This window comes from Streptomyces sp. ASQP_92 (genome assembly GCF_025399895.1).
GTDB lineage: Bacteria > Actinomycetota > Actinomycetes > Streptomycetales > Streptomycetaceae > Streptomyces.
The window spans coordinates 1-288 of the sequence record NZ_JAODUA010000073.1 but is presented as its reverse complement, the minus strand read 5'-3'; the positions used below and the strand labels follow the sequence as shown (position 1 = coordinate 288).

The following is a 288-nucleotide window of genomic DNA, read 5'->3' as shown; positions in this document are numbered from 1 at the left end:
GCGGCGCAAGCCCGGCAAACTCCACGCCGACAAGGGCTATGACTACGCCCACCTGCGGCGATGGTTACGCGAACGCGGCATCATCCACCGCATCGCCTGCAAGGGAGTCGAGTCCTCACAACGGCTGGGCCGCCACCGCTGGACCGTGGAACGGAGCATGGCCTGGCTCGCCGGCTGCCGCCGCCTCCACCGACGCTACGAACGCAAGGCCGACCACTTCCTAGCCTTCACCAGCCTCGCCTGCACCCTCATCTGCTACCGCCGACTCGCCAAATGAGATGACTTCTA

General features: G+C 66.0%; 1 protein-coding gene. It reads left to right on the top strand.

The window, feature by feature from the left end; genetic code table 11:
- On the top strand, window positions 1–277 hold a 277-nt coding region (locus N4G70_RS36955; protein WP_261717167.1), incomplete at its 5' end, for a transposase.
- Between the last annotated feature and the right edge of the window lie 11 nt (window positions 278–288).